This is a genomic window from Streptomyces sp. NPDC101151 (genome assembly GCF_044768335.1).
Taxonomy (GTDB): Bacteria; Actinomycetota; Actinomycetes; order Streptomycetales; family Streptomycetaceae; genus Streptomyces.
Map to the genome: position 1 here is coordinate 1 of NZ_JBIWPP010000134.1, position 1,671 is coordinate 1,671.

Sequence of the window (1,671 nt, forward strand, 5' to 3'; positions counted from 1 at the left end):
GATGCGGGGCCAACTCGCACGTCCGGTTCGGGAGGGCGGCGTGGAGAAACGGGCCGGGAGGAATCCCGGAACCGCGCTCCGCGCCGACCCCACCACGATGTGGCCATGGCCGACGACAGCGGGAAGCCGGCGGCCAGGCTCAGGATCGACGACACCCTGGCTGGCTATCAGCAGTTACTGGAGCTGCTGGCCGAGCACGGCGACAGCGAAGCCAGCCCGATCCCCGTGGCCATCGAGACCGGCCGCGGTCTGCTCGTGGCCTTCCTACGGCAGGGGAAACGGCAGGTCTATGCCCTCAACCCGATGTCCGTGGCCCGCTATCGGGACCGGCACAGTGTCTCGCGCAAGAAGTCCGATCCCGGTGACGCCCTGGTCCTGGCCAACATCCTCCGCACCGACGCGGACATGCACCGGCCGATGGCGAATGACTCCGAACTCGCCCAGTCCGTCGCCGTGCTGGCAAGGGCTCAGCAGGATGCGACGTGGAACCGGCAGCAGTTGACCAACCAGCTCAGGTCGCTGCTGCGGGACTACTACCCGGCGGCCCTGGAAGCCGTCGCGGGCTGGCAGAACGGTCTGTGCCGGCCGGAGGCCCGCGCGATCCTGGCAGCGGCCCCCACTCCGGGCAAGGCGGCGGCGATGAACCGCAAACGGCTCGGCACGGCCCTGAAGCGGGCGGGCCGCGTCCGGGGCATCGAAGCCGAGGCCGAACGCTGGATGGAGGTCTTCCAGCGGCCCCAGGCCCGGCACCCGAAGCTGGTCGAGGACGCTCTGGGCCAGCAGATGGTCGGGCTGCTGCGGCAGCTCGATGCCGCCTGCCGCACGGTCGACGAGCTTGCCGCGGCGACGGAGAAGGCGTTTCGCCAGCATCCCGACGCTGAGGTGATGCTGAGCTTTCCGGGCCTGGGCGTCCAGCTCGGGGCCCGCATCCTCGCCGAGATCGGCGACGACCGGTCGCGATTCGACGACGCTCGAGGGCTGAAGGCGTACGCGGGTGCGGCCCCCATCACCAGGGCCTCTGGCAAGCATCATTACGTCGGCCGCAGACGGGTCAAGAACAACCGCCTGCACGACGCGGGCTTCCTCTGGGCATTCTCCGCCTTGACCGCCTCCGGCGGCGCGAACGCACACTACCGACGCCGCCGAGCACGGGGCGACTTCCATGCTGCCGCCCTCCGGAACCTTTTCAACCGCATGCTCGGACAGCTCCATCACTGCCTCCAGACACGGACTCTGTTCGACGAAACGACCGCGTTCCCGATGCCGCTCCTCGCCGCTGCTTGACAAGTAGATGCCGTGAGAGGTCCATGCTCGACGTTCCGTACGAGCTGGTCGAGCACGTCTCCTGGCTCATCTACGCCCGAAGGCGTGAACTTCGCTCAGTCTGGCGGAGGTTGAGCTGCTTCGAGCAGGCCCTGCTGATTCTCGCACACCTGCGGAAGAACGAGACGTTGGCCCAGGTCAGCGCCGGGTTGGGAGTCTCCGAGGCGACGGCGTGGCGGTACGTGCACGAGACCGTCGAGGTCCTCGCCTCGTGGGCGCCAGGACTCCACGAGGCCCTCGTCGGCCTGGGCGAAGGCGACTTCGTCATCCTCGACGGCACGCTCATCCCCACCGACCGCATCAAGGCGGACGAGCCGTACTACTCGCAGAAACACAAGAAGCACGGCA

The 1,671-nt window shown here is 68.4% G+C and carries 2 protein-coding genes; both read left to right on the top strand.

Annotation, left to right across the window (positions count from 1 at the left end; translation table 11 throughout):
* Nucleotides 1-99 precede the first annotated feature (99 nt).
* Entirely contained in the window at nt 100-1,284 is a 1,185-nt protein-coding gene (locus tag ACIRU3_RS47735; RefSeq protein ID WP_404070773.1) for an IS110 family transposase, read from the top strand.
* A gap of 23 nt (nt 1,285-1,307) precedes the next feature.
* A partial coding sequence (locus ACIRU3_RS47740) for a transposase family protein (protein ID WP_404070775.1) occupies nt 1,308-1,671 on the top strand: 364 nt, incomplete at its 3' end.